Source organism: Streptomyces sp. 3MP-14 (genome assembly GCF_006334905.2).
Lineage (GTDB): Bacteria > Actinomycetota > Actinomycetes > Streptomycetales > Streptomycetaceae > Streptomyces > Streptomyces triticirhizae.
Map to the genome: position 1 here is coordinate 207781 of NZ_VDLZ02000006.1, position 19493 is coordinate 227273.

The 19493-nt window shown below is 74.7% G+C and carries 19 protein-coding genes and 1 pseudogene; 8 read left to right on the forward strand and 12 right to left on the reverse strand.

The window, feature by feature from the left end:
• Positions 1 to 269: 269 nt before the first annotated feature.
• The 7 genes from FH609_RS11785 to FH609_RS11805 all read right to left on the reverse strand — a co-directional run bounded on the left by FH609_RS11785 (position 270) and on the right by FH609_RS11805 (position 3813).
• Entirely contained in the window at positions 270 to 1010 is a 741-nt protein-coding gene (locus FH609_RS11785; protein WP_139667224.1) for a hypothetical protein, read from the reverse strand.
• Positions 1007 to 1513, reverse strand: a complete 507-nt coding sequence (locus FH609_RS11790) for a hypothetical protein (protein ID WP_139667223.1) — start codon at positions 1511 to 1513, stop codon at positions 1007 to 1009. Before FH609_RS11790 ends, FH609_RS11785 begins: the two co-directional genes overlap by 4 nt.
• Positions 1510 to 1671, reverse strand: a complete 162-nt coding sequence (locus FH609_RS31040; protein ID WP_193317856.1) for a hypothetical protein — start codon at positions 1669 to 1671, stop codon at positions 1510 to 1512. Before FH609_RS31040 ends, FH609_RS11790 begins: the two co-directional genes overlap by 4 nt.
• Positions 1668 to 3050, reverse strand: a complete 1383-nt coding sequence (locus FH609_RS11795; protein WP_405378905.1) for a hypothetical protein — start codon at positions 3048 to 3050, stop codon at positions 1668 to 1670. Before FH609_RS11795 ends, FH609_RS31040 begins: the two co-directional genes overlap by 4 nt.
• On the reverse strand, positions 3047 to 3334 hold the full coding sequence (locus FH609_RS11800; protein ID WP_139667222.1) for a hypothetical protein: 288 nt from the start codon (positions 3332 to 3334) through the stop codon (positions 3047 to 3049). The genes FH609_RS11795 and FH609_RS11800 overlap by 4 nt, the downstream gene beginning before the upstream one ends.
• The gene (locus FH609_RS31045; protein ID WP_193317857.1) at positions 3331 to 3480 is read right to left on the reverse strand and encodes a hypothetical protein; all 150 of its coding nucleotides are present in this window, start codon (positions 3478 to 3480) and stop codon (positions 3331 to 3333) included. Before FH609_RS31045 ends, FH609_RS11800 begins: the two co-directional genes overlap by 4 nt.
• 123 nt (positions 3481 to 3603) lie before the next feature.
• Positions 3604 to 3813, reverse strand: a complete 210-nt coding sequence (locus FH609_RS11805; RefSeq protein WP_139667221.1) for a hypothetical protein — start codon at positions 3811 to 3813, stop codon at positions 3604 to 3606.
• A 526-nt stretch (positions 3814 to 4339) separates the two neighbouring features.
• On the opposite strand from FH609_RS11805, the gene FH609_RS11810 reads away from it, so the two are divergent.
• Entirely contained in the window at positions 4340 to 6484 is a 2145-nt protein-coding gene (locus FH609_RS11810) for an alpha-galactosidase (protein ID WP_139667220.1), read from the forward strand.
• A gap of 74 nt (positions 6485 to 6558) precedes the next feature.
• Here FH609_RS11810 and FH609_RS11815 read toward each other — a convergent pair whose 3' ends face one another.
• From FH609_RS11815 to FH609_RS11825, 3 genes are all read right to left on the reverse strand, one after another.
• Positions 6559 to 7317: a hypothetical protein gene (locus FH609_RS11815; RefSeq protein WP_139667219.1), complete on the reverse strand. Its 759-nt coding sequence runs from the start codon at positions 7315 to 7317 to the stop codon at positions 6559 to 6561.
• Positions 7314 to 7907, reverse strand: coding sequence for an RNA polymerase sigma factor (locus FH609_RS11820; RefSeq protein ID WP_139667218.1), 594 nt, complete (start codon positions 7905 to 7907; stop codon positions 7314 to 7316). The genes FH609_RS11815 and FH609_RS11820 overlap by 4 nt, the downstream gene beginning before the upstream one ends.
• Positions 7908 to 8092: 185 nt before the next feature.
• Entirely contained in the window at positions 8093 to 9100 is a 1008-nt protein-coding gene (locus FH609_RS11825; RefSeq protein WP_139667217.1) for a zinc-binding dehydrogenase, read from the reverse strand.
• A 201-nt stretch (positions 9101 to 9301) separates the two neighbouring features.
• On the opposite strand from FH609_RS11825, the gene FH609_RS11830 reads away from it, so the two are divergent.
• From FH609_RS11830 to FH609_RS11840, 3 genes are all read left to right on the forward strand, one after another.
• Positions 9302 to 9961 carry a pentapeptide repeat-containing protein gene (locus tag FH609_RS11830; RefSeq protein WP_226961584.1) on the forward strand — a complete coding sequence of 220 codons (660 nt, stop codon included), beginning with the start codon at positions 9302 to 9304 and terminating at the stop codon, positions 9959 to 9961.
• A 239-nt stretch (positions 9962 to 10200) separates the two neighbouring features.
• Positions 10201 to 11652 (forward strand): sensor histidine kinase, encoded by a 1452-nt coding sequence (locus tag FH609_RS11835; protein WP_226961609.1) that lies wholly within the window; start codon positions 10201 to 10203, stop codon positions 11650 to 11652.
• A complete protein-coding gene (locus tag FH609_RS11840; protein WP_139667215.1) occupies positions 11636 to 12400 on the forward strand; it encodes a response regulator in 765 nt (254 codons plus the stop codon). The genes FH609_RS11835 and FH609_RS11840 overlap by 17 nt, the downstream gene beginning before the upstream one ends.
• Here the strand turns inward: FH609_RS11840 and FH609_RS32275 are convergent.
• A pseudogene (locus tag FH609_RS32275) lies at positions 12356 to 13078 on the reverse strand (phosphatase PAP2 family protein); the annotation flags it as partial. The gene FH609_RS11840 and the pseudogene FH609_RS32275 overlap by 45 nt on opposite strands.
• A gap of 649 nt (positions 13079 to 13727) precedes the next feature.
• On the opposite strand from FH609_RS32275, the gene FH609_RS11850 reads away from it, so the two are divergent.
• Positions 13728 to 14570 (forward strand): nitroreductase/quinone reductase family protein, encoded by an 843-nt coding sequence (locus FH609_RS11850; RefSeq protein WP_139667214.1) that lies wholly within the window; start codon positions 13728 to 13730, stop codon positions 14568 to 14570.
• A gap of 514 nt (positions 14571 to 15084) precedes the next feature.
• Positions 15085 to 16035, forward strand: coding sequence for an SDR family NAD(P)-dependent oxidoreductase (locus FH609_RS11855; RefSeq protein WP_139667213.1), 951 nt, complete (start codon positions 15085 to 15087; stop codon positions 16033 to 16035).
• A gap of 62 nt (positions 16036 to 16097) precedes the next feature.
• On the opposite strand, the gene FH609_RS11860 is transcribed toward FH609_RS11855, so the two are convergent.
• Entirely contained in the window at positions 16098 to 16472 is a 375-nt protein-coding gene (locus FH609_RS11860) for a hypothetical protein (RefSeq protein WP_139667212.1), read from the reverse strand.
• A 97-nt stretch (positions 16473 to 16569) separates the two neighbouring features.
• Between FH609_RS11860 and FH609_RS11865 the strand changes: the two genes are divergently transcribed.
• Together FH609_RS11865 and FH609_RS11870 are read left to right on the forward strand one after the other, a co-directional pair.
• Positions 16570 to 17271 carry a demethylmenaquinone methyltransferase gene (locus FH609_RS11865; RefSeq protein WP_139667211.1) on the forward strand — a complete coding sequence of 234 codons (702 nt, stop codon included), beginning with the start codon at positions 16570 to 16572 and terminating at the stop codon, positions 17269 to 17271.
• A 214-nt stretch (positions 17272 to 17485) separates the two neighbouring features.
• A complete protein-coding gene (locus FH609_RS11870; RefSeq protein WP_122184110.1) occupies positions 17486 to 18796 on the forward strand; it encodes a geranylgeranyl reductase family protein in 1311 nt (436 codons plus the stop codon).
• Positions 18797 to 19493 lie beyond the last annotated feature (697 nt).

The following is a 19493-nucleotide window of genomic DNA, read 5'->3' on the forward strand; positions in this document are numbered from 1 at the left end:
CAGCAACTCCGGTTGCTGAGGGCGTTGTTCTGTGTGGCGGTGGTCAGTGGCCGCACACCCACTTGCCGTTGTCCAGGGTGCAGGGTTGGCCGCACTGCCGGCACTCGGGGTTCCGGCTGACGGGCTGGGGGAAGGGCGGCAGGGGGCGCGGCGCGGCGGGCGGTTGGGCGGGCCGTCGGAAGATGCGGGGCATGATGGTTCTCCGTTCCAGGGATGGGGCGGGTCCCGGGCCGGCCGGCACGCCGGCAAGCAGACGGCCGGCCCGGGGGTCAGATGGTGTGGTGGCGGGCGGTGGTCTCGGCGGGGTTGCGGGCGGTGAACGCCCCCGGCGCCCATTCCTCGATCTCCAGGTCTGTAGGTGTAGCTGTAGCTCCCTGACCTGCGGGGCTACGCCCCGAGAGGGGGTCGGAGAGGGGCGGGGGAGGGGGCAGATCCCGGCGGTAGATCCCGGTGTTCACCCCCACGCCCTTCACCCGGACCGACTCGGTGACGACGACACCGGAGCGGCCGGCCCACTCCCGCACTGTGGCCGTCGTCCACTCCCCGGGCAGCCGTTCGCCGAGGGCCCGGGCGAGCGGGGAGAGGTGGATGCGGTCGGCGTCGCCGAACAGGGCGTGGACGGCGGCGAGTACCTGGTCGTCGTCCACGGCCGGGGCTGGGGGGCGGGCGTCGACGGCGGCGCGCCGGGCAGCCACCGCGAGCAGCACACCCGCAGGGGCGGCCATCCAGGGTGCGGAGTTGAGGGTGCCGACGGCGGCCGTGATGGCGAGGTAGCCGCCGCCAAGGACGCCGGCGGCGCGGCCGGCGCGCAGCCGCCACAGGGCCCAGACCGCGCGGTACCCGGTCGGCGGAGCCGGCGGCTTCTCCTCCGACTCCCCCGCCGGCGCGGCGGGTTGGGGCAGGGTGGTGGGCCACTGCCAGGTCGCCCAGCGGCGGGCCAGCAGAATCAGGCCGTCGTGGATGTCGGCGGCCGGCTCGGTCAGGGCTGGCCCCGGACGCAGCCCGGTCACAGCAGTCCCCCGAGCGCGTCACCGACCCCGTTCGCGGCCGGGGCGAGGGCGACGGCCGTCCACCCGGCGATGGAGTCGGCCAGCCCCAGGCTGATGCCGGTGAGCAGGCCAAGCACGATGTGTGCCCAGGGGCGGCGGCCCCAGACCAGCAGCGCGACCAGGGCCACGGTGCACAGGATGACGACCATCGAGCCGCCGGGGGTCAGGGCGTCCGCGTACTGCCGGGTGACCACCGGGGATTCCGAGCCGGTGCCGTGCTCCAGCGCGGCGTCCCCGGTCTCGGTGGTGCCCCACAGGGCCCAGCCGGCAGCCCCGCCCAGCAGGCCGCCGCCGGTGAGGACCAGCAGCATCCCGTAGAGCGTCGAGAACAGGTAGGGCAACAGCGCCTTGGCCCGGCGGCCGTCGCGGGTCCACCAGCGGATCAGCATCACGACCAGGATGGCCAGGCCAGCGGTCACCGAGCCGAGGGTGACGACCATCGGCGGGGAGGAGAACTCGGTCATGGGGTGCCCCCGAGGTAGAGGAGCGCGGCCACCGCCGCGCCGGTGACGGCGGTGATCAGGGCCCAGTCGAGGAGCGCGCGGCGCTCCTCGGGGACCAGGGCGGCCAGCAGAACGCCGGCCGCGACGGTGAAGCCGAGGAAGAGGAGGAGCGCGGTCACGACGGCGCCCCCTCGGTAGCGCGGTCGAGCTGCGCCCGGATGCGCTGCGCCCTCTGCTGGCCGATGCGCATCTCACGCTGGAGGATGCGCAACCCAGCCGGGCGGCCGTGCTCGGCGACGTGTGCGGCGTCGATCTCCCGCGCCTCGTCCAGGCGCGGGTCCGGGTCCAGCTCGGGCCCGTCGTCCTGGTGCTCGGGCTTCGTCTCCGGATGTGGATCGGGTTGCGCATCCGAGTGCGCATCCCGGGTTCCATCCGTGATGCGGACGGAACCCACGTCCCCGACCCGGGCGCTGACAGTCGCGCGGCGCTGACCTGCGGCGGATGCGGCCACCGACCGCATCCCGCCGGCGCGCTCCCGCCGCCGCAACACCATGTCGGCCTGGGCCTCCGAGGTAGGGATGCCGTGCTCGGTCGCGATGGACGCGACCAGCGCGGGGTGCGCATCCGGGTGCGCATCCGCCACCGCCCGCACCGCATCCACCGGGTGCATCCGGCGCAGCTCCGCACCCGCCAGAGCACGCGGCGAGCCGGCGGCCGGGGGCGCCTCGGGCAGCACCCACGGCGAGGGCAGGGGGATCGTGGCGAGTTGCGCCGCCCCGCGTCGTGCGGCCAACCCGTCGAGCAGCCGGCGCCGCTGCTCGGGGTTGGTGCCGACGCCGGAGCGGGCGACCGCGCGGGCCAGCCGGCGCGAGACCCGCGCCCGCCGCCGGCGGGCCCTCTCCGGCAGCTGCTCCAGGCGGTCGGCGTACTCCACCGCGCGGTCGGTCCACCGGTCACGGGTGATCTGCGCCGCGTCCCGGCCGCGCCGGGCGACCCCGAGACGGGACAGGGCCCGCTCCCGCAGGTCCCGGCCCAGAACGGCCAGCAGCCCACGGCTGGCGGTCTCGGGGCGGGCGTGCCGGACCTCGATGCCCATGGCGAGGTGCCAGAGGAGAGCGGCGAGGATGGGCCCGAAGAAGCCGCGCACGACGCCGCCCACCACACCGCCCTCGGCGAACGCCGGGATCACCTGGACACCGGCGATCAACCACACCAGCAGACCGGGCACGCCCGGCGACCCGGTGTCCGCGAGGGACTGGCGGGCCATCAGCGCGCACGCCAACAGGGCGAGTTCCCCGGCGGCGAACAGCGCCGCCCGCTCCGGGGTGGAGACCATGTCGAGCCAGTGCGCGGCGAACCGCCAGCTGGTGTCCGCGCTGTACCCGGTGCAGCCGGCCGCCGCCACGGCGGTGACCACCACGGCGGCCGGCGTTCCGGCCAGCCGCCGGCGCAGCACCCCGGCGGCGAGCGCGGCCAGCCACAGCACGCCCGCCACGGTGACCGCGCCAACCGCCCACACCGGCCACTCCGGCGGCAACGGGGGAAGCGTCGCGCTCACCGCTCGCCCCCCGGCTGCTCGGGGAGCTGGTACGGCTCGTAGGTGACCGGGTACTCGGTGGCGACCAGCTGGCGCAGAAGGTCCGCCTCCTCGGCCCAGCTGAGCAGCATGAGGCGGTCGCCGGTCAGGCGGCGCAGCGTCTCGCGGGCGAGCACCACCCGGACCTGACGTAGCCGCTCCTCCGCCGCCTGGTCCTCCGGCCGGGCGGGCAGCGGCACGTCCAGCGCGTCGTGCACGACCGTCAGCAGCTCGCGCAGCTCGGCCGGCAGCTCCGAGCGGTTCACCGGGACTCACCGCCCCGAGGCGCGCGGCCGGCGGGCAGCACGGTGGCGAGAGTGGTGGTGCCGCTGGCGCGGCGGATGATGCCCACCGCCACGATGCGGCGGAAGGGGGAAGGGGTGCGCGAGGGCGCGCCCATGGAAGAATCCATGGTGCCGTCTCCTTGGGCTAATCAGGGAGTTCGGTGGACGGGTCGGACGGCGCGCGCGCCTCGGGTGTTCCAGCACTCGGGAGCTGCCGTCCGGCCCGTTTCTTTTCGGTTGTGGTCGGCGCCCTACTCGGGCGCGTGCTTCTTGATGGCCTTGTCGATGGCCTGCCAGCTGCGGCCCAACTCCTTAGCGACCGCGTAGACGCTGCCCAGCTCGGCCACGCCCTCGGCAAGGGCGGCAGCACGGCGCTTGGCGGCGTGCGAGACCTGGAGTCGGAGCTGTTCCAGCAACTCGTCCTCGGCCTGCACGCGCTGACGCCAGGGTGTGGTGTCCATCGAGAGCACCCTATCTAACCCCAGGTTAGGTAGTCAAGGCGGAGGGCGTTGCCCTCCGTCTCCCTCTTCGGGATAATGGAGTTGCCCCAGGTCAACTGCCCTACGGAGAGGTTCAGTTGCGTGAGCGCTGCGTGAGCGGCGGTCCCGGAGTGGGGTGGAATCGGGTGGAGCCGGAGAGAGTCACAGTCGCACTGACCAGGCACTTCTGGAACTCGGGGGAGTGGGATAGACCCCGAACGGTCCACCCCTTCGGACTTGTAAACAGCAGGTCGTCGGTTCGAATCCGACAGGCGGCTCACAGTCGTTCGGTCCCGTGCCGGGTCGAACGCGCGGCCGCTCCGGGGCGATGATCCCGTCGAGCGGACCCCTTTCCGCCGCGCTGGCGGCAGTCCTCGTCGAAGTCCTGGACGGTCCGCCGTCCTCGTGCCGGCCGTCCTCGTGCCGGCCGTCTCGTGTTGACCGGCATGGCCTCGCGAACATAGAAATAATCGCGCATGTACCAACACGAGCGAACAAGGGATCGTCGATGCACGATGGGTCGTACCTGAACTTCCGGTCGGCGGGTACCGCGCTGGTGCTGGACTGCACGGGCGGCGGTCTGCCCCGCGTCGTGCACTGGGGCGCCGACCTGGGCGAACTCGGCCAGGACGCGATGGCCTCGCTGGCCCGGGCCGCGGTGCCGCAGATCGCCTCCAACAACGTCGACCTGGCCGTGCCGCTCTCCCTGCTGCCGGAGCACTCGGCCGGCTGGCAGGGCACGCCGGGGCTCACGGGGCACCGGGCCGGCGCCGACTTCTCCACCGCCTTCGCCGTCACCTCGCTGCGGGCCGAGGGGCGTTCGCTGGCGGTCGTGGCCGAGGACGTGGTCGCCGCCCTGGAGCTGCGGCTCGAGATCGAGCTGACCGAGAGCGGGCTGGTGCGGCAGCGGGCCCGGCTGACCAGCCTGGCCGAGGACGGCGGCGCCCTGTTCACGCTCGGCGGGCTGCTGCTGGCCCTGCCGGTGCCGGAACGGGCCACCGAACTGCTCGACATGACCGGCCGCCACCTGCGGGAACGCACCCCGCAGCGGCACGCGTTCACCATCGGCACCCACCTGCGGGACAACCGCAAGGGACGCACGGGAACGGACGCGGTGACCGTGCATATCGCGGGCGAGGCCGGCTTCGGCTTCCGCTCAGGCGAGGTCTGGGGCCTGCACGTCGGCTGGAGCGGCAACCACCGCTCGCTGGCGGAACGCACCCACACGGGCGTCTCGCTGCTGGCCGGCGGCGAGCTGCCGCTGGCGGGCGAGATCGCCCTCGGCGCCGGGGAGTCCTACACCTCGCCGTGGGTCTTCGGCAGCTATGGCCGGGCCGGCCTGGACGAGCTGGCCGGCCGCTTCCACGGCTATCTGCGGGCCCGTCCCCACCACCCCTCCAGCCCTCGGCCGGTCACCCTCAACGTGTGGGAGGCCGTCTACTTCAACCACGACCTGCCCCGCCTGAAGGAGCTGGCCGACGCCGCCGCCGAGATCGGCGCCGAGCGCTTCGTGCTGGACGACGGCTGGTTCCGGGGCCGGCGGGACGATCACGCCGGGCTCGGCGACTGGTATGTCGACGAGACGGTGTGGCCCGACGGGCTCCACCCACTGGTCGGGTATGTCCGGGGGCTGGGACTGGAGTTCGGCCTGTGGGTCGAGCCGGAGATGGTCAACGTCAACTCCGACCTGGCCCGCGCCCACCCCGAGTGGATCATGGCCACCGGCGACCGGCTGCCCCCGGAGTCCCGCCACCAGCAGGTGCTGGACCTCGGGCACCCGGAGGCCTACGCCTACATCCTGGAGCGGCTGGACTCCCTGGTCGGCGAGTACGAGCTGACCTATCTGAAGTGGGACCACAACCGCGACCTGGTGGAGGCCGGGCACAGCCCCACCGGCCGGGCCGGCGTCCACGCCCAGACGCTCGCCGTCTACCGGCTGATGGACGAGCTGCGGAAGCGGCACCCGAACCTGGAGATCGAGTCCTGCTCCTCCGGCGGCGGCCGGGTGGACCTGGGCATCCTGGAGCGCACCGACCGGGTGTGGACGAGCGACTGCATCGACGCCCTGGAGCGCCAGCTCATCCAGCGCTGGACCGGCGTGCTGCTGCCGCCCGAGCTGATGGGCTCGCATGTCGGCGCCCCCGAGGCGCACACCACCGGACGCACCCACGGCCTGGAGTTCCGCGCCGGGACCGCGCTCTTCGGCCACTTCGGCATCGAGTGGGACCTGACGAGTGCCTCGCCCGAGGACCGCGCGGCCCTCGCCGAGTGGATCGCCCTGCACAAGAGGCTCCGGCCGCTGCTCCACACCGGCCGGGTGGTCCGGGAGGACCACCCCGACCCGGCGCTGTGGGTGCACGGCGTGGTGGCCGAGGACGGCGGGCACGCGGTCTTCGCGCTGGCCCAGGTCGCCACCAGCGTGCAGTCCCCGCCCGGCAGAGTGCGGCTCCCCGGCCTTGAGCCCGACGCGACCTACCGCCTCGCCCCGCTCGCCCCGGCTGACCGCCCGCGCGGGCCGGCGATGGACGCGCTGGCCTGGTGGGGCGAGGGCGTGACGCTCCCCGGCCGGGTGCTCTCCGAGGTCGGGGTGCGGGCCCCGATCCAGAACCCCGAGCGGCTGGTGCTCCTGGAGGCCCGGCGGGTCGGGAGCTGACCGCCCCGCCGCGCTGTCCCGGGCGCCCGACCGACCCGGGACGGCGCGGCGGCCTGCCGCGCGGTGGCGCCCGGTCAGCCCGCGACCGGCTGGCACTGGCCCTCGACGAAGGCGATGGACTCGGCGCCGTCCCGGTCCGAGAGGATCACGGTGTCCCCCCGCGTCAGGTGGTAGGTGTATCCGCCCTCGGTCGCGGCCGGGTCCGCCAGGGCCTCGGGGTCCAGCAGCGGGTCGGTCGAGTCCCCTGCGGTGGCTATGGACTGGGCCACCTCCGGGCCGATCGGCGTGGCGCCTCCCAGGAAGCTCACATGGCCGTTGACCTCGACGCCGTCCGCCGTGCTCGCGCCGTCCGGCACCTCGGCGGGACGCCGCTCGCCCGGCTCGGTCTCCTCCTCGAACGACCGCTCGCCGTCGTCCTCTCCCGACTCGGAGAACGTCATCCCGCTCTCGTCCGCGCCGGGCTCCCCGGCCGAAGGCTCGTCGCGGGGCTGGCACAGATAGCCCTCCGGCGGGTTGTACAGCGTCTCCACCCCGGCCTCCTCCAGCAGGGCGGAGAACTCGGCCACGGCTTCCTCCCCGTGCGGCCAGTCGGAGATGTGCACCACGACTCCGCCGTCGGCCTCCTGCTCGACCGCGTAGGCCGGGGCGCCGCCCCCTCCCGGCAGGACCACGAACACCGCCGTGGCCGCGGCGGCGGTGACCAGCCCGAGGCCGGTGCGGGCCGGCGTGATCAGGCGCCGCCGCCGGGCGACGGCCATCCGCCGCTCGGCCACCGCGACGGAGTGGTGGCGCTTCAGCTCGTCCAACAGACGGTCTTCGAAGGTGCTGTTCATGCTTTGCTCCCTGAGTACGCGATGTGGTTGCCGATCTCGGGCTCGGCGGCGGCGACGCTGAGGGCCCGCCGGGCCCGGTGCAGCCGGACCCGGGCGGTGACCTGGCTGATGCCGAGGGCCTTGGCGGCCTCCTTGACCGTGAGCTGGTCCACGGCGATCAGCTCCATGACCGCCCGCTCGCCCTCGGGGAGCCGCGCCATGGCCGCCAGGGCCTGACGGCCGGGGCGCTCGGCGGAGAGTTTCTCCTCGAGTCGGGCGATGTCGTCCGCCTCCAGCAGCCGGCGCCCGGCGACCCGGCTGGTGGCCGCGCTCTCCCGCGCCACCCGCCGGCGCTCCGCCGACGCCACGTTCCGGGCGATGCCGTAGAGCCAGGCCGTCTCGCTGCCGCGCGCGGCGCGGTAGGTGTGGGCCGAGTCGATCACCGCGAGGAAGACCTCGGCCGTCAGGTCGGCGACCGTGTGCGGGTCCTGGACGCGGCGCGCCAGAAAGCGCGTCACCTCGTCGACGTGTCGTCGGTAGAACTCCTCGAAGACCCTGGGGTCCGGAGCCGCTGCGGCCGGACCGCAGCGGCTCCTGGCGGGCACTCTCACGGCTGGCTCCCTCCCTCGTTCCTGCCTTCACCCGTACTTGGCCCGAGGCTGGCTGAGCGTTACAACGCCTGGTCAGCGCGGGTGTTACGGGCGGCGAGGGTGGGCCTTTCGGATGCTGCTCAGGGGGCTGGTCGGCCGCCGCGAGGATCGGGTGCCGATCCCCCCGGGCCGACCTCGGATGGGGGTCAGGGGCGCAGGACCACCTTCCCCATCGTCGCGCGGCTCTCCAGGGCGCGGTGCGCCCCGGCCGCGTCCGCGAGCGGGAACTCCTGGACCAGCGGCACCAGGACGCCGTCCCCGACCAGCGCCAACGCCTCGTCCTCCAGCGTGCGGAGGCGCTCCAACCCGCCTATCCGTTCGAAGAGGGCGGGGCCGAGGGCGACCTGGGAGGTGATCCCGAGCGCGGCCTGTTCCTCGGGGGTCGGGTTCGCCAACTCGGTGCCGCCGAGGCCCGAGGACGCCGTGCCGTAGGCGACATGGCCGCCGCCCGGCGCCAGCAGGCCGATGGCGGCGCGGGCCCGTTCGCCGCCGACGCCCTCGAAGAGGTGCCGCACGGGGCGCTCGCCGAACGCGGCCAGGACGGCCTCCGGCCAGTCCGGCCGGTCGTAGTCGACGGCCAGGTCGGCGCCGAGTCGGCGCACCGCCTCGACCTTGTCCCGGCCGCCGGCGGCGCCGATCACCGTGGCCCCACGGTGCGCGGCGTACTGGACGAGCAGCGAGCCGATGCCGCCGGCCGCGGCCAGCACCAGGACGGTGTCGCCCGGCTCGATCGGGGCGAACCTGAGCAGCCCCATCGCCATCCGGCCCGTGCCGAGCACCGCGACGGCCTGGCCCTCGGAGACGTTGTCGGGCAGCGGGTGTAGCGTCTCCGTGCCCGTGACGGCCAGTTCCGCGTAGCCACCGGGGACCATGCCGAGGTGGGCGGAGACCCGTTGCCCCAGCCACGAGCGGGCCACGCCCTCCCCGACGGACTCGACCGTGCCGGCGACCTCGCGGCCCGGGATGGTGGGCAGTTCGACGGCCGGCCAGATCCCGCCGGGCGTCACGCCCCGGCGCAGCGCGGCGTCAACGAGGTGCACCCCGGCGGCGGCCACCGCGATCCGCACCTGACCCGGCCCGGGGACGGGGTCGTCGGTCTTCTCGTAGGTCAGGTTCTCCGGGGGGCCGAAGGCGTGGAGTCGGATCGCGTGCATGTTCTTCCTTTCGTGGCGGACCGCCGGTGCCTCGCGGACCAGCGGTTTCAGCCTGCTTCTTCAACCGCCCTTGAGGTCAAGGCGGTCCCCGCCGGCCGCTCACTGTCAGTGGTGCCGGGCAGGATGGGCGGCATGGCGAGCGGAGTCGGAAGTCGTGGGGCGAGCGGAGTCGGAAGTGGCAGCGATCGGAGGAGCGACGCGGTGCGGGGGCCCCAGCGGCCGCAGCTCGCGCTGCCCGAGGAGCCGGAGGTCTTCGCCGAGACGGCGCGGCTGGCGGCCGAGGAGGACTACGACGGGGTCGAGTTCGTCTCCCGCGACCTCAGCGGGGCCCGCGCGCCGGGCGCGACGTTTCTCGACTGCGCGCTGCGCGGCTGCGTGCTGGACGAGGCCGTGCTCAAGGGAGCGCGGCTGTTGGACAGCCTGCTCGCCGAGGTGCGGGGGGTCGGGGTCGATCTGATGGACGCCGAGCTGAGGGACGTCGAGATCAGCGACGCCAGGCTCGGCGGCGCGCAGTGTGGCGGCGCCTCGCTGACCAGGGTGCTGGTGCGCGGCGGGAAGATCGACTATCTGAACCTGCGGCAGGCCCGGCTGGTCGACGTCGTCTTCGAGGGATGCGTGCTGGTCGAGCCGGACTTCGGCGGGGCGCGGCTGGAGCGGGTCTCCTTCGACGACTGCGAGCTGCGCGGGCCCGACCTCACCGGGGCCACGCTGCGGGACGTGGACCTTCGGGCGGTCTCCGCCTTCGAGCCGGGGCGCGGCATCGACCGGCTGGCGGGCGCGGTGATCAGCCCGGCTCAACTCGTCGAGCTGGCACCGCTGTTGGCGGCCCAGCTCGGGGTGCGGGTGCTGCCCCGTGGCTGAGGCGAGGCGGGCCGGCGCGTTGGGGCGGCGGAGCGTGGGTTCCGCCGGAGGTCGGGGGGAGGGACTGGACTTTCGGCAGTGGTGGTGACGGCGCGCGGCGCCTAGCGTGCGGGCTTCGGGAGGCCCGCGGGTGGCGCCCGCGCGATCGGCGAGGCGGGGGACGGACGGGCGAGAGGGGGCGCACGATGCGTGCGGACGTGGGCCGGCGCGCTCGTTGGGGCGACGGGTGGCCTTGGTTGGTGGCCGCGCTGTGCGGCACGGCGCTCAGCGTGCCGAGCCCGTGGTGGGTGGTGCCCACGGTGGTGGCCTCCTTCGTCGCGGGGCTGCGGCCCGAGCCGGCGAGCCGGACGCGGCAGGCCCTGCTGGCCTTCGGCGTGGCGCTCGCCCTGGGCGTGGTCGCGGTGACGCTGGTGCCGGACTGGATAGCCCGGGGCGGGCGGTTCGTCGCGGTGCTGGTCGGCGGGGCCCTGTTGCCCTGGCTGGTGGGCCGGTTCGTCCGGCAGTACCGGCAGCTGGTGCGGGCCGGCTGGGAGCGCGCGGAGCGGCTGGAACGGGAGCGCGTCCTGGTCGCCGAGCAGGCCCGGCTCCGCGAGCGGGCCAGGATCGCGCAGGACATGCACGACGTGTTGGGCCACGACCTGAGCCTGATAGCGCTGTCGGCGGGCGCCCTGCGGCTCGCGCCCGACCTGCCGGACCGGCACCGCGAGGCCGCCGGAGAGCTGCGGGCCCAGGCGGCGGTGGCCGTCGAGCACCTGGGGGAGGTGGTCAGCCTGCTGCGGGAGGGCGGCGCCACGGTGCCGGCCGGGTCCGGCGGCGCCGAGTCCGAGGAGCACGGGGTGGAGGGGCTGGTGGCGGGCGCCTCGGCGGCCGGGCTCGACGTCACCTGCCGGATCAGCGGCCCAAAGGACGCGCCGCCGGGCGCGGAGCCCGCACCGCCGGCGCCGGTGGCGCGGGCCGTCGGGCGGGTGGTGCGGGAGGCGCTGACCAACGTTGCCAAGCACGCGCCGGCGGCATCGGTCGCGGTGAGCGTCCGGCGCGGCGCCGACACGACCGAGGTGCGGGTGGTCAACGGCCCCTCGGCGGGCGGGGGTTCACGTTCCACGGGGAGTTCGCGCCCCGCGTCCGGAGAGGCGCGGGGCCTGGGCCTGCTCGGGCTGGACGAGCGGGTGCGGCTGCTCGGCGGGGCGCTTCGGCACGGGCCGACCGAGGACGGCGGGTTCCTGGTGGCCGCCCGGCTGCCGCACCATGGCCGGCCGCGCCCGCTGGAGGCCGAGGCGTCGGGGGAGCCCGGCGGGTTCGGGCGGGCGCCGGGGACGTCCCGGGTGCGGAGCCGGGCGCGGCGCGGCGTGCGGCGAACCCTCGCCCTGACCGTGCTCGTTCCGCTGGCGGCGCTCGCGCTGCTCGGGGCCGTGCTGCGCGGTTGGGACGCGCTGCTGCTGCGCGACGCGGTGTTGAACGCGGAGGACTTCGCCCGGCTTCGGGTCGGTCAGGAGCGCGCCGAGATCGCCCCGCTGCTCCCCGATCGGGAGACCCCGCACCGGCCGGACTCGTCCGTGGGCCCGCCGCCGGCGGGCGCCGACTGCTCCTACTACGCGCTCACCGCAGACCCGCTCGACGACGGCTCGGGCGACGCCTACCGACTCTGCTTCGACGACGGGACCCTGGTGTCAGCCGATGTCCTCAGCCCCTGAGCCCGACGTGTCCGCAGCGTCCACCGAGCCCGCCGTTGACGCGGCGCCCGCGCCCCGTTCGACCGGCCCGGTCCGGGTGCTGGTCGCCGACGACGAGCCGCTGATCCGCGCCGGGGTGTGCGCCCTGTTGGCCACCGCCCCCGACCTGGCGGTGGTGGCCGAGGCGGGGGACGGTCGGGAGGCGGTCGAGCTGGCGCGGCGGCACCGACCACGGGTGGCCGTGCTGGACATCAGGATGCCGGTGCTGGACGGCATCTCCGCGATGGCGGAGATCCGCCGGACGGCCCCCGCGACGGCCGTGGTGATGTTGACGACCTTCGGCGAGGACGACTACATCATCCGCGCGCTCAGCGAGGGTGCCGCCGGCTTCCTGATCAAGTCGGGCGAGCCCGAGGAGCTGATCGCGGGCGTCCGCGCGGTCGCGGACGGCGCCGCGTATCTCTCACCGAGGGTCGCGGCGCGCGTGGTCGCCCATCTGGCCGCCCAGGGGGCGGGCATGGCCGCCGACCGGAGTGCCGCCAGACGTCGGGTCGCCGCCCTGACCGCTCGCGAGCGGGAGGTGCTGGCCTGCCTCGGCGACGGGCTGTCCAACGGGCAGATCGCCCGGCGGCTGCACGTGGTCGAGGGGACCGTGAAGGCCCATGTCAGCTCGATTCTCGCGCGGTTGGGGGTGGGCAACCGGGCCGCCGCGGCGGTGTTGGCCCACCGGGCCGGGCTGGCCCCCGAGCCACCTGCGGAAGATCGCTGAGGTCGGCCGGACGGCCACCGGCCCCAGCGCGAGCAGCACGGCGGCGCTGACCGTGGCGCCCAACGTCGCGCCCGCCAGCACGTCGTGCGGGTAGTGCACCCCGACGGCCACCCGCAGCAGGGCGCCCAGGGCGGCCAGGGGCAGGGTGACGGCGGCGAGCCGGGGCAGCAGTATGGCCAGGCCGACGCCGAGGGCGGCCGCCAGCGTCGAGTGGTTGCTGGGGAAGGACCAGTCGCCCACGGGCGGGCACTCGGCCAGCGCCTCGGCACCCGGCACGGCCCGGCACGGCCGTTCCTCGTCCACGACCACCTTCAACGCCTCGCTGATCCCGTACGCGGCCACCATCCCGACGCCGACGACGAGGGCGCCGGCGACCCGGGCCGCGTTGCCGGCGCGGAGTCCGGCGAACCACACCCACAGCAGCACCAGTCCGAGCACGACCAGGGTGCCCTCGGTGGCGATCTCCAGCAGGTGCCCCGACCACGAGGGCAGCTCGGCGACCCACTCCGTGATCGAGCGGTAGACGTCCACGGAGGTTCCGCCGACGACGTGCACCGGTTCGTCCGCGCCCAACCCGCCGGGCGAGAGCCACAGCAGGACCCCCGTCCCCAGGAGCAACGACGCCACGGCGACCACCAGTCGACGGCCGGCACCGCCGAATTCAGGATCTGTTTCCATGGCAGCTGAACGTAGGCCATCTGACGGCCATATGCCCATGTCGGACGGTGGGGGTGGGCCCCCGACCTTCGTCGGGGGTGCGGCTGACGGCCGTTCGGATGTCCGAAACCCGCCGTTGGCCGAGGCCCGGGGCCGCCGGGAGTTGTGAGATCCCTCACCGGCGCGGGCCGTTCACCGCCGCCGGCCCGGCGCCCGCCGCGTTCCGGCGTCGCCCCGGCGTGCCCTGGTTCGGCCCGGCGGAAAGCGTGGCGTTCCGCCGTGAACTCCCCGCCCGCCGTGGAATGCGGGACGACCCGTATTGTCAACGCCTCGGCCGCTGGGTAATGTTCGCCGGGTGACTGCCGGGTCGGCCTTGGGCCATCAGCGAGTTGGGTGCCCGGCCTCCGAGTGAGGCCGGCGCGGGCGCGAGGCCCGCCGTCTTCTTTTCTTCGCGTTCTCTCTTTCTCTCTTCACTTCACGCCTGCCGCGCGCCCGCTCTGAGCTGCGCGCATCGTGGCGTCGAGCCGTTCCGCACGCTCCCGCGCACTCCAGCGCGCCCCGCGCGCGCATTCGACCGAGCGCGCCTTTTCGTGGAACGGCGAAATGGTCCTGCCCGCATTTCGCCCGGGCGCGACATCCCCCTTCAGCAGAGCCCCAAAGGAATGCCCACGTGTCCTCATCAACCCCCGCCGCCAACTCGTTCAACGAACAGGTCATTCAGGAGTTCCGCGCCCGAGGAGGTCGGGTCGGCGGGCCCTTCGAGGGCGGCCGGCTGTTGCTTCTCACCACCCGGGGGGCGCGCACCGGTGCCCCGCACACCCATCCGCTCGGCTATCTGCCCGACGGCGGCGAGCGCCTTCTCGTCATCGCCTCGGCCGGCGGCTCGCCCCGCCATCCCGACTGGTACCACAACATCCTGGCGCACCCTCAGGTGACGGTCGAGGACGGCCTGTTCACCTACGAGGCGACGGCCGAGGTGCTGCGCGGCGCCGAACGGGACCGGGTCTTCGCCCGTGCCGTCGAGGCCGAACCCGGCTGGGGCGCGTACCAGGAGCGGGCCGGCCGGGTGCTGCCGGTGGTGGCGCTGCGGGCGGGCGGTCCGCCGTGGGCCGGCAGCGCGAGCGAGACGATCCGACGTCTGCACGAGGGCTTCCGTCGCGAACTCGCCGCGATCCGGGAGGAGATCGAGCGCGGCGACCCGACCGGCCTCGGCGCCCAGCTCAGGGTGAACTGCCTCTCCCTCTGCCTCGGGCTGCGCACCCACCACGCCGGGGAGGACGCCGCGATCCTCCCGGCGGTGGAGCGCGGCCACCCCGAGTCGGCGCCCGTCATCCGGCGCCTGCGCGAGGAGCACGAGGCCGTGGCCGTGCTCACCGAGCGGCTGCGGGAGGTCGTGAGCCGGGACGGGGCCGACCGCGAGGAGACGGCCGCCACGGTGACGGAGCTGACCGAACGCCTGGAGGCCCATCTCGACTACGAGGAGGAGCACCTGCTGCCCCTGCTGGGCGGCTGAGCGTTCGTCCCTGGAGGCCGCACGTGGGCCGTGGGCCGGGGCGCCGCGGCCGCCCCCCGGTCGCTGTGCGTGATGGCTCGACCGCCGATTGTCAGTGCCGGGTGTTTGACTGTCCTCACCTCGCCGACGACGGCGCCCACGTCGGCGGGGGGAGGCATCCGAAGGCGGCGCGGGGGGAGTGACGACATGGTGAACGTTCCGACGGTGGACGAGAGTTGGGGCCGCGTCGAGCGGAGGCTCGCGCGCTGGGCGCCAACCACCCGGCGGGCCCTTGAGCCGCCGGCCGAGCCGGCCGCGATCCGGACGGCGGGGGAGGCCGTCGGCCCGGCCCTCGGGGAGGTCGGGCCGGACGTCGGGGAGGAGGACGGGCCGGACGTCGACGTGGGGCGCTGGTGGCAGGGGCACCGGTGGCGTCCGAGCTGGCTGCCCCTCGGCGGGGACGGGGCCGTTCGGTCGCTCGCCCGCCGCATCCGCCTGTTGACCTGGAGTGCGCTCCGACTCCTAGCGTGGCCGCATGGCTGCGAAGACGACACCACAGCGGAAGATCAACTCGGGGTTCGGCGCGCGCACCAGCGCCTCGGACGTGCTGCGCGACATCGACCTCACGGACACCCTCGCCCTGGTCACGGGCGGGTACTCGGGCATCGGACTGGAGACCACGCGGGCGCTGGCCGGGGCGGGGGCGCGGGTGATCGTCGCCGGCCGCCGGCCGGCGGAGGCGAGGCGGGCCCTCGCGGGGCTGGACCGGGTGGAGGTGGCCGAGTTGGACCTCGGGGACCTCGCCAGCGTCGCCCGGTTCGCCGACGACTTTCTGGCCTCCGGGCGCGCGCTGCCCATCGTGATCAACAACGCGGGCATCATGGCCGCCCCGCTCCACCGGGTCGGGCCCGGCTGGGAGGCCCAGTTCGCCACCAACCACCTGGGACACTTCGCCCTGGTCAACCGGCTCTGGCCGGCCATCGCGCGGGCCGGGGGCGCCCGCGTGGTCTCGGTCTCCTCGCGCGGCCACCACGGCTCGGCGATCCGCTGGGAGGACATCCACTTCGAGCGGGGCTACGACAAGTGGCTGGCCTACAGCCAGGCCAAGACGGCCAACGTGCTCTTCGCCGCCCGACTGGACGCGTGGGGACGGGAGTTCGGGGTGCGGGCCTTCTCGCTGCACCCGGGCGCCATCCTCACGCCCCTGCAACGGCACCTGACCCGCGAGGAGATGATGGCGGCCGGCTGGGTGGACGCCGAGGGGAACGGGGCGGACCCGACGTTCAAGACGCCGGAGCAGGGCGCGGCCACCCAGGTGTGGGCGGCGACCTCGCCTGCGCTCGCGGGCCTCGGCGGCGCCTACTGCGAGGACTGCGACATCGCGGAGCCGGAGGACGTGCGGGAGTACGCGCTGGACCCGGAGCAGGCGGAGCGGCTGTGGTCGCTCTCGGCCGAGCTGACGGGGGTCGACGCCGCCGCCGGCTGACCGGTGCGGCGGCGCGGGCTTCGGGCCGGGTGGCCGGCCCGAAGCCGGGCCCGACGCGGGCCTCAGCCGCCCAGCGCCGGCCCCAACAGCGGCAGCCCGCCGAGGAGTTGACGGGTGCTTGCGCCCTCGCTGAGCTGTCCGGTCAACAGCCCGGTGGTCACCGGCTGGAAGTCGGCGACCTGGGTGCCCACGGTGTTGCTGAGCGGGTCGGTGCCGGTGTTGGCCAGCGGGTAGAGCTGGAGGTCGAGTGCGGGGTCCACCGCGCTCTTCAGGGCGCCGCCGGTCACCTCGGTGGCGGTGCCCAGGGAGCTTTCGAGGTCCTTGGGCAACACCTCGGCGGAGGCGGTGCCGGCGCCCACGGCGAGCAGCGCGCCGGTGGCGGTGGCGGTCAGGGAGGCCAGGCGCAGCGTGCGTGCCGCGCGGGATTGCTGAGTCATGACACGCACGGTAGTTGGCCGATGGCGGATGGCTCATCCCGGTGCGCGGGGATGTCCCCCGAACGAGTAAGGGCACCGGCCCGGGGACAATGGCCGGGTGACACGTGCCTCGCTGGAGAAGCAACCGAAGGACGTCGCCGCCATGTTCGACGCGGTGGCCGCTCGCTACGACCTCACCAACGACATCCTGGCGATGGGCCAGAACCGCCGCTGGCGCAAGGCGGTGGTGCGGGCGGTCGATCCGCGCCCCGGGGAGTGCGTCCTCGACCTGGCGGCCGGCACCGGCACCTCGTCCGAGCCGTTCGCCGCCGCCGGGGCGTTCACGGTGCCCTGCGACTTCAGCCAGGGCATGTTGGCGGCGGGCAAGCGGCGCACGCCGTGGTTGCCGTTCACGGCGGGCGACGCGACCCGACTGCCGTTCGCCGACGACGCGTTCGACGCGGTGACCGTCTCCTTCGGCCTGCGGAACGTGGCCGACCCCGATCTCGCGCTGCGCGAGCTGCTGCGGGTGACCAGGCCCGGCGGGCGGCTGGTGGTCTGCGAGTTCAGCCACCCGACCTGGGCCCCGTTCCGCACCGTGTACACCGAGTACCTGATGCGGGCGCTGCCCGCCGTCGCGTCGCAGGTCTCCAGCAGCCCGGACGCCTATGTCTACCTCGCCGAGTCCATTCGCGCCTGGCCCGACCAGCCCGCGCTGGCCCGGCGGGTGCGGGAGGCCGGCTGGGAGCGGCCCGCCTGGCGCGATCTGACGGGCGGCGTCGTGGCCCTCCACCGGGGCTTCAAGCCCGGCGGCGACTGAAGGCGGGCTCGGGCGGCCGGCTCGGGCCGGTCGGTGGCCATGCCATCCGGCGCGCCCATGCCCTCGCGCGCGCCCGCGTGCGCCCGTGCCCCCGCGCCCCCGTTCGCCCTTCCCTGCGGGGGTGGGCGGGAGGTGCGCGGGCGGGGAAAGCCCGGGTCGGCACCGTCCGGGCTACGCCGCCCCATAGACTCCGAACTGTCTGTCTCTGACGCCGATGGGAGAGCCGAACGTGGCTGAGACCGCCGAGAAGACCCCCTCAGAACACACCGCCGATGTGATTGTCGTGGGGGCCGGGCCGGCTGGCTCGGCCACCGCGTTCCACCTCGCCCAGGCCGGACTTGACGTGCTGTTGCTGGAGAAGACCGCCTTCCCCCGGGAGAAGGTCTGCGGCGACGGCCTCACCCCGCGCGCCACCAAGCAGCTGATCGCCATGGGCATCGACGTCTCCGAGGAGGCCGGCTGGCTGCGGAACAAGGGCCTGCGCATCATCAGCGGCGGGCAGCGCGTCCAGCTGGACTGGCCGGAGTTGGCGTCCTACCCGGACTACGGACTGGTCCGCAAACGCGACGACTTCGACGAACAACTGGCCAGGGCCGCCGAGAAGGCCGGCGCCCGGCTCCACGAGCGGGCCAACGTCTCCGGCCCGATCCGCGACGAGCGCACCGGCCGGATCGTCGGCGTCGAGGCGAAGTTGGGCGCCGAGAAACGCGAGGTCAGCTTCCGCGCCCCCGTCGTGGTGGCGGCCGACGGCAACTCCTCGCGCCTCTCGTTGGCGATGGACCGGCACCGGGACGAGCGCCGCCCGATGGGCGTGGCGGTGCGCACCTACTTCACCAGCCCCCGGCACGACGACGACTACCTGGAGTCCTGGCTGGAGCTGTGGGACCGGCGCGGCGGCGGGGAGCGGCTGCTGCCCGGCTACGGCTGGGTCTTCGGGATGGGCGACGGCACCTCCAACGTCGGCCTCGGTGTGCTCAACAGCTCGCCCGCCTTCCGCGACCTGGACTGGCGGGAGGTGCTGCGGGCCTGGTGCGCCGGGATGCCGGAGGAGTGGCAGTTCACCCCCGAGCACATGACGGGCCCGATCCGGGGCGCCGCGCTGCCGATGGCGTTCAACCGCAAGCCGCACTACGGCCGGGGCCTGCTGCTGGTCGGCGACGCGGGCGGCCTGGTCAACCCGTTCAACGGCGAGGGCATCGCCTACGCCATGGAGTCCGGGCGCATCGCCGCCGAGGTGATCAGCCAGGCGCTGGCCCGGGGGACCGCCAACCAGCGGGAGTTGGCGCTGCTCGGCTACCCCAAGGTGCTCCGGGAGACCTACGGCGGGTACTACACGATGGGCCGCGCCTTCGTGAAGATCATCGGCAATCCCCGGGTGATGAAGCTGGCCGCCCAGCGGGGGTTGAGCCACCCGATGCTGATGCGCTTCCTGCTGAAGCTGCTGGCCAACCTGACCGACCCGCAGGGCGGCGACGCCACCGACCGCGTGATCAACGGCCTGACGAAGTTGACGCCCCGGGCGTGACCGCCGCGCGGTGCGGGAGTGATCGGCGCTGGGCGCCGATCACGGGTCGGGGCCTGGCCCTTCCGGGCCGGGCCGGTTCGGGGTGCGCGGGTTGAGGTCCGGCCGGCTGGTTCGCCAACGGCGCGTCCGGGTCGTCGACTTGGTGCGCGCTTCCGTCTGCCGACGGGGGCTGGGGTCCTGATCGTGGGCCCGGGCCGGTGGCCTGGCGTCGCCACGGTGAGCCGCCGGGCGGGGCGGTCAACGTCGGAGGTGTCCGGGTGACAGCGCCGGTGCCGGCGCGCCGAGCGGGGAGTCGTCCGGCCGTCGCGCGCTCCTGCGGCGTGCCGGTGCACGCCGACACGGAGCCAGCTGGGAAGCGGATGGCGGCCGTTCCGGCCGCCGGGACACGGGAAGTCCCGCGCCATGGGCGGGACGCGTTCGTTCTCTTCCGCCCGAGTCTGGAGTGGGGCGCGCTGCGCGCCGGACCGCTGCCCCGCGCTTCGCGCGTTCCGCACCCGTTTCGTGGCCGGATACCCGCCGGGTCTCGGGCGCCGCGCCGCGCCGAATGCGCTTCGCGCACCGCGTCGTTCGGCGCACCGTGCAGGAGACGCCACCGGCGCGTGGCTGCCGCGCCGCGCGCAGGGCGCACACCAGTTCCGCGCTCTCGGCGATTCGTGTCGGATATGTGCTGCGCCGGGCGCGCCGCGAGGTGCGTTTC

What these genes read in the sequence shown, in the direction of transcription:
- FH609_RS11805 (WP_139667221.1), bottom strand. Translation starts at nt 3,813, where the DNA reads ATGGACACCACACCCTGGCGTCAGCGCGTGCAGGCCGAGGACGAGTTG.
- FH609_RS31045 (WP_193317857.1), bottom strand. Translation starts at nt 3,480, where the DNA reads ATGGATTCTTCCATGGGCGCGCCCTCGCGCACCCCTTCCCCCTTCCGC.
- FH609_RS11825 (WP_139667217.1), bottom strand. Translation starts at nt 9,100, where the DNA reads ATGCACGCGATCCGACTCCACGCCTTCGGCCCCCCGGAGAACCTGACC.
- FH609_RS11870 (WP_122184110.1), top strand. Translation starts at nt 17,486, where the DNA reads ATGGGAGAGCCGAACGTGGCTGAGACCGCCGAGAAGACCCCCTCAGAA.
- FH609_RS11840 (WP_139667215.1), top strand. Translation starts at nt 11,636, where the DNA reads ATGTCCTCAGCCCCTGAGCCCGACGTGTCCGCAGCGTCCACCGAGCCC.
- FH609_RS11815 (WP_139667219.1), bottom strand. Translation starts at nt 7,317, where the DNA reads ATGAACAGCACCTTCGAAGACCGTCTGTTGGACGAGCTGAAGCGCCAC.
- FH609_RS11860 (WP_139667212.1), bottom strand. Translation starts at nt 16,472, where the DNA reads ATGACTCAGCAATCCCGCGCGGCACGCACGCTGCGCCTGGCCTCCCTG.
- FH609_RS11810 (WP_139667220.1), top strand. Translation starts at nt 4,340, where the DNA reads ATGCACGATGGGTCGTACCTGAACTTCCGGTCGGCGGGTACCGCGCTG.
- FH609_RS11855 (WP_139667213.1), top strand. Translation starts at nt 15,085, where the DNA reads ATGGCTGCGAAGACGACACCACAGCGGAAGATCAACTCGGGGTTCGGC.
- FH609_RS11790 (WP_139667223.1), bottom strand. Translation starts at nt 1,513, where the DNA reads ATGACCGAGTTCTCCTCCCCGCCGATGGTCGTCACCCTCGGCTCGGTG.